Origin of the sequence: uncultured Campylobacter sp., from assembly GCF_938045405.1 — a bacterium.
Taxonomy (GTDB): Bacteria; Campylobacterota; Campylobacteria; order Campylobacterales; family Campylobacteraceae; genus Campylobacter_B.
This window is the reverse complement of record NZ_CALIMW010000014.1, coordinates 1-6,360: the sequence shown is the minus strand read 5'-3', so window position 1 is coordinate 6,360 and position 6,360 is coordinate 1. Positions and strand designations below refer to the sequence as shown.

The 6,360-nt window shown below is 49.1% G+C and carries 4 protein-coding genes; 1 reads left to right on the top strand and 3 read right to left on the bottom strand.

Going from position 1 to position 6,360, the window contains the following annotated elements; genetic code table 11:
• Positions 1 to 760, bottom strand: a 760-nt coding sequence (locus tag Q0140_RS00590; protein ID WP_297960509.1) for an ATP-binding protein, incomplete at its 3' end; no start/stop codon positions are given.
• Between the two features lie 321 nt (positions 761 to 1,081).
• On the opposite strand from Q0140_RS00590, the gene Q0140_RS00585 reads away from it, so the two are divergent.
• A complete protein-coding gene (locus tag Q0140_RS00585) occupies positions 1,082 to 1,993 on the top strand; it encodes a hypothetical protein (RefSeq protein WP_297960506.1) in 912 nt (303 codons plus the stop codon).
• 223 nt (positions 1,994 to 2,216) lie between these two features.
• Here Q0140_RS00585 and Q0140_RS00580 read toward each other — a convergent pair whose 3' ends face one another.
• Both Q0140_RS00580 and Q0140_RS00575 read right to left on the bottom strand, forming a co-directional pair.
• Positions 2,217 to 3,230, bottom strand: coding sequence for a UDP-N-acetylglucosamine--N-acetylmuramyl-(pentapeptide) pyrophosphoryl-undecaprenol N-acetylglucosamine transferase (locus Q0140_RS00580; protein ID WP_297960503.1), 1,014 nt, complete (start codon positions 3,228 to 3,230; stop codon positions 2,217 to 2,219).
• Between the two features lie 134 nt (positions 3,231 to 3,364).
• A complete protein-coding gene (locus Q0140_RS00575; protein WP_177389148.1) occupies positions 3,365 to 4,525 on the bottom strand; it encodes an FtsW/RodA/SpoVE family cell cycle protein in 1,161 nt (386 codons plus the stop codon).
• Positions 4,526 to 6,360 lie beyond the last annotated feature (1,835 nt).

Here is a 6,360-nt window from a genome sequence, read left to right as displayed (position 1 = left end):
GGCTGATCTGCTTGTAAAATTCATTGTAATCGCTTGGCTTTAGGCTGCTTTTTGGCAGCTGCCAAAGCGCGCTCGCGCGGTTGATCTGGACGTTTTTAACCTCGCTATGTCCCTGCTCGCCCTCTTTTTGCGCAGGCACGTATTCTTCTTTATCCATAAAGATCGGATATGGGATGTGGTTGGAGTATTTTTTGATGATGCCTTCCAGCCTATATTCGTCCAAAAACTCCTCATCTTTCATATGCAGGATTATCGTCGTGCCGAAGCTCTCTTTTTGCGCCTTTTCGACCATGTAGTTGCTCGCGTCGCTACTCCATTTATAGCCGTCCTGCGAGAGCGGCTTGCGGCTGATGACGTCGATATGATCCGCTACCATAAACGCCGAATAAAACCCTACGCCGAACTGCCCGATGAGGTTGCTATCCTTCGCCGCATCGCCGCTAAGGCTCGCCATAAAGCCCTTCGTACCGCTGCGCGCAATAGTGCCTAGATTGCTCTCGAGCTCGGCCTCGTCCATGCCGATGCCGTTGTCGCCAATGCTTAGCGTTTTGGCCTCTTTGTCGATCTTTATATCGATGCGCGGCACATACGAAAGCGCCTTGTAATCGTCGTTCGTAAGGCTTAGGTAGTTTAATTTATCCAGCGCGTCGCTTGCATTTGAAATAAGCTCGCGCAGGAAAATCTCCTTGTTTGAATAAAGCGAATGGATCATCAAATTTAGCAGATCATTCACTTCGGTCTTAAATTTTTTCTTTGCCATTATGCGGTCCTTTTTGAAAATTTTGGCAGATTATATCATGGAGTGCTAATCTTGTCAAGAGTAGAATAAATAAACTTGATATGAATCCTATCAAGTTTTGTAAATTTACGCGCGCTCGAAGTATATGAAATTTAAACCCGGCTGTGGATTATACAGCAAAAACCGATCCGAATTTGACGGCGCGTCTGCACTAAATTTGCAGATTTTTCTTAGCCGTCGTTTTTTGAAAAATTCAAAACAAGATGATATAATTCCTCTTGATGCTGATGCGATTTTGATGATAAAACTCATGGATTAACCGACTAACAAAAAGGATTTCATTTGAATAACGAAGAAATCATACAACGCATAAATGAGCTGAGAGAAAAGCGGAGCAAAAATTTAAAAAGCTCAAGTGAAAATGTCTGCGAGACAAGTTCTAATGCAGATATGGATACGGATGCTGCCGCAAATTTGGCCGAAAAATCAGGCGCAGGTTCGGCCGCAAATTTAAGCAAAAAACCGAGCCCTAAGCCCTCCGTCGCTACCGCAAGAGATAAACAATCGATCAAAGACGCAGATCTCCGCACTCCACGCAATAATCGCTCTATGCCGAAAATACTCCTTCTCGTCGTCGTATGTATAGTCGCGGTTTTTATAGCGATAAAGGCACCTTTTCGCACGGAGGCTTTGAATGAAACCCAAATTCCGATCAATCAAGCAAATGAAGACGCGAATAAAAATCCTAAAGAAATTTCTATTCGCACCAAAGACGGCACTTTAAAAATGAAAAATCCCGTAAGATTTCGCGAAGATTGCGACGGCGGAGACGGCGATGCCTGCGCCGTACTTTCGAGCCTGCTGCTGTTAAATGGCGAAATTTCGCAAGAGGGCGCCAAAGAGTTGCTTAAAAAAGGCTGCTACGAGCTTAACGGCGGCGAAAGCTGCACGAGACTCGCAGGCTACGAGGATAGAGATTCGCAAGAGGGCAGAAAACTGTATAAAAAAGCATGTAAGCTCGGTAACGGCGAAGGCTGCTTTATGTTCGGCTACGTCGCGTATTTTGACGACGATGACAAAGAAGCGGGTACGCAATACTTTGAGCAATCGTGCGAGTTGCGATTTGCGGAGGCGTGCTATTTTCTAGTCGGAATTTATTCAAATGATCCGGCAAAATCGCAAAGATATCAGGCTCTATTTGAAAAATATCAACAAGAAAACGACGATGCGATAATCAGCTTTAGGCGCAGATAATTTTACGGCTCAATGCACTTTTACGCATTGCGTTTGCGAGCTTAAATTTGCGCAAATCAAAAGATGTCCTTTGCTCGGCAAGCATACAAATTTAAAATTTTTACTCAAACCGAAGCGCCGCGTAAAATTTACACAAACGCAAAAAGTTAAATTTAATCGGTTTATAAATTTAAAGCCTCGTGCAGAGGTCGTCTCAAATTTACGCAAGCGCGCCTGCGCCCTTTTAAATTTTACTCATCACATCGTCGATTATCGCTTGCGCGCCGTTTCGATCCGCTAACTCAAGCAGTCCTTTGCTCGCGCGCGCCACGTCGAAGCTCTCAATCAAGCCCAAGATCCGCTCGCCGCTCGCGTCCTCCTGGCGTAAAATTTCGCAAAGTCCGCGCTCTTTAAGAAATTTCGCGTTATAAAACTGATGATCCGCCGCCGCGAATGGAAACGGCACGAATATCGCCGGCAGGCCATTTGCGCAGAGCTCCCACAGCGTACTAGCGCCGCTGCGCCCGACGCAAAGATCGGCGCTTGCGATGAGCTCGTGCATGTTTTTGCAAAAACCCACGAGCTGTACATCCAGCCCCTGCTGCGCGTAGATCTGCGAGATGCGCTCAAACTCGCGCTCGCCGCACTGATGGATCACGCCGTAGCCGAGACCCAAAAGCTTAGGCGCAAGCTCCACGGCAAGCGAGTTGATAAAGCTCGCCCCCTGCGAGCCGCCCAAAAAGATGACCCTCTTAAGCGCCGTGCGCGGCCGCGCCGTCTCGAAAAAAATATCCGCGATCGGATAAGCAAACGCGGGCTTTTCATAGGAGCTGTAAAACGCGCGCGCAAAGGGCCTCAGCAGGCGGTTGAGCCGCCCGCAAACGGCGTTTTGCTCGTGGATAAAAAACGGCACGCGAGAAAGGATCGCCGCGATGGATGCGGGCGCCGAGCTGTATCCGCCCACGCTGATGAGCGCGCGGACGCCGTTTTGCTTTAAAATTTTACGCGCCGTAAGCGAGAGGCGCAGGATATTTAGCAGCGAGGCCAGCTTAGCAAAGCCCTTTTTATCGACGACGCCCGAGCTTTGCAGAAAATAGGTGCGCGCAAAAAGCTCGCTACCCTCAAACCATGCGCGATCCTGCCCGCGATTTGAGCCGATGAAGATTGCCTTGGTGCCCTGCTTCGCAAGGCGGGCGGCTAAATTTTTAGCGATTATCAGATGTCCGCCGGTGCCGCCGCCGCTGATTGCTACGACCATACTTTTCCTTTAAATTTATAAAATTTCGCACTTAAATTTAAGCCTCGGCGCACTTCGGCGTAGAATTTTAAGCGCAATTCGGCTCTAAATTTACGCCTAAATTTAAATCACGCTCGCCCAAAGCCCGCAAAGCCTTAAAATTTCGCCCTTTTCGACGCCATCAAAACAAGCCCCACCGCAAACGACGCCGCGAGCAGGTGACTGCCGCCGTAGCTCAGAAACGGCACGGCGATACCCTTAACCGGCGAGATCGACGTAATGCCGTAGGAGTTGATGATGAACGAAAAGAAAAACATAAAGCCGATACCCAGGCAAAAGAGGAAATTTACGTTACTCGGCGACTTGCTCGCGGTCTGAAAGATGCGAAATAGCATCGCATAAAATAGCGCCACGATGAGCAAAATCCCGACAAACCCCCACTCCTCGGCAATACCTGCAAGCACGAAGTCGGTATGCACCTCGCTCAGATAGCCCAGTTTAAAGCTTCCAAGCCCAAGTCCCTGCCCGAAAAACTCGCCGTTGTTTATCGCATTTAGCGAGTGTCCGACCTGATACGGCGCGCTAGCGTCCTCTATACGCAGCCCGGCAGCAGTTTCGGGCGACATAAACGACAGCACGAAATCCTGCACGCCGCCCCACCACGAGCGCACGCGATCGACCCTGTGCGCGCTCGTGACGATAAAAACGTAAGCAAGCCCCAAAATCCCCATAAAGCTAAAGCCGATGAGCTTGAAGCTCGTGCCCGCAAAAAGCGACATAAAAATCATCGTAAGCCCCAGCACCGCGACCTGCCCCAGATCGTTTTGCACGATGGCGACTAGGATCACCACGAAGCCGAAAAGCGCTACGTATGGAAGCAGCGTCGCGATCTCGCGCCCGATGCTTTTTTTGGAGTGATCGAGCTTGCGCGAGAAGCTCCACGCCAAAAAGTAGATGAAGCCCACCTTGAAAAATTCCACCGGCGCGAGGTTAAAAAACGGCAGCCTGATCCAGCGCGCCGCGCCGTTTACGTCGGCGACCAAGGATTTGGGTAAAAAGCCCATCGCGAGCATCAAAATCCCCATTATCGCAAAAAGCGACATGCACACCGGCGTTAGGCATTTATCGGGATCGGCGCGCGAGACGATCCACATCACCGCGATGCAGGCGATCCCCACCGCGCACTGACGATAAAAAAAATGCAGTGGCGTAGCACCCAGCAGAAGCACCGTATAGGAGCTCAGCGACAGCGAAAATATCATGCCGATCGTAATGAGCGCGCAGGTGAAGTAATATAGCCATTTATCGGTTCTCAATCATCTCTCCGTTTTAAAATTTATTCGCATTTACGTGCGCCGAGCACGCTTCGTTTGCCGCGCGAGGCTCAAATCTTGAATCACGCCCGTGCTGCACGGCGCCGATCGTGGCACCGCCTTTTAAAAAGCGTACGGCACGACCACGTATTGTCTTTTGGCACGCAGCACGATCGTGCGTCTTTGACGCGCGGCGCGAATTTATCTCGCACATAGGCGGCTTTGCGGCATGCGGTGCGGGATAGCACGCCACAACAAGTATAATCTTGCGTTATCCCGCAAACGTGCATTGCACACATTCTATTTGTTCTAGCGCGCCGCGACGACTTTCGACGCACGCTGCGGATAGAGCGCCGCGAAGCGCAATCCACGCCGCTTTTTAAGCGTGCATTTTACTCTCGCGTATCACACAGCCTTTTGACACGAGCTGCAGCACCGTAGAGCGGGACCTCGCACTATTTTTTAATACACAGACGGGTGCATTCTACTCTGGCAGGCATATCGCGGCGACTTTCGGCACGCGATAACAAGGTCGCAAACTGCGACCATGCAAAATCGCACACGAGTAGCGCGCGGTAGCTGCAAAATTTTACGCCGCAACATCATTGCAAACGCGCTCACATGCCGATCGATTTTCAGCGCACGGACAACGTAAAACGCACCGCATCTTACAATAAGCGACTTCGCCGTAAAACGCGCTTGTACCGCAGGCGGTACGAAATTTCGTTTTAAATTTATTCGCCGCTACGTCGCAAATTTTATTAAATTTATGCGTACGGCGATAAATTTTCCGTTCTAAAATTTTACGCCGCAGAGCATGTAAACACTCGCTCGCAAAACATGCCGTATGCAGCCGCACTGCGAAACATGCCCGACAAAACACCGCGCGCCAAACAGCTTTGTCGCGCCGTTCACGATCTATCGGCTTTTGGCGTGTGACACGGGTACTCGCACTGGAAATCAGCCGCTGTGAACGACAACCTCAGTACTCTGCGCATCGACCTTCAAAGTATGAAATCTTTCCGCCAATATACTCGCGCGCGGGCAAGCCAGTCTGCAGCAACTTCTTCCGCTTGCGCAGTCGCAAGACATTTCATGTCGGCGCGGCGCGATTTAAAATTCAGGTCCGCTGCGGCAAATTTTAAAATTTCAAAATGCAAGAAAACGGCGAAATTTTAAAATCAAAATTTGCGCCGCCTGTCATCCCCGTATGCAGCAGTTTCGGATAAAATTTCAAATTTACGTCGCGGATTGCCGCGGCGCCTTGAACGAAATTTATCCGCCGCAGAGCGCCTATCGCTCACGTATCGGCAGCACAGCAAGCTCTCAATTCTGCGTCGCAGATGAAATTTAAATATCGCCTAGCGTTAAAATTTAAATCTCAAAGCTCTTTCGCTCAAATTTTAGAATTTTAAATCCTGTGCTTTTTTAGCTCCGCTTGCGCCTTATAAAATTCAGACAACTCGCACGTCGCAAACGCAAGCTGCAAAACGTGCTGTTTATACCCGCCGAGCACTACTTTTAAACGCCTCCCGCACCGCAAAGAACTTTGACACATCCGCGCATCCATGTAAACCGTCTGCCTTGCCATAGCCACAGAGATACAAGCGCGAGCTGTAAAACGCGCAAATTTTAAAATTTAAAATCCGCCATGCAGATCAAAAAATTTTAAAATTCCACCGCTTCATATCCGATAAATTTTAAAATTTCTAAAATTTAAAATTCTATCGACATAGACCCATCAAATTTCAAAAATTCCGACGCCGCAAAACCAATAAATTTTAAAATTTCGCCGCTTAAATTTTATCGAAATTTTAAAACTCATTTGATTATGTCGC

Bases quoted from the DNA above. Each gene is read 5' to 3' on its own strand.
- Q0140_RS00580 (WP_297960503.1), bottom strand. From the start codon at position 3,230: ATGGTCGTAGCAATCAGCGGCGGCGGCACCGGCGGACATCTGATAATC.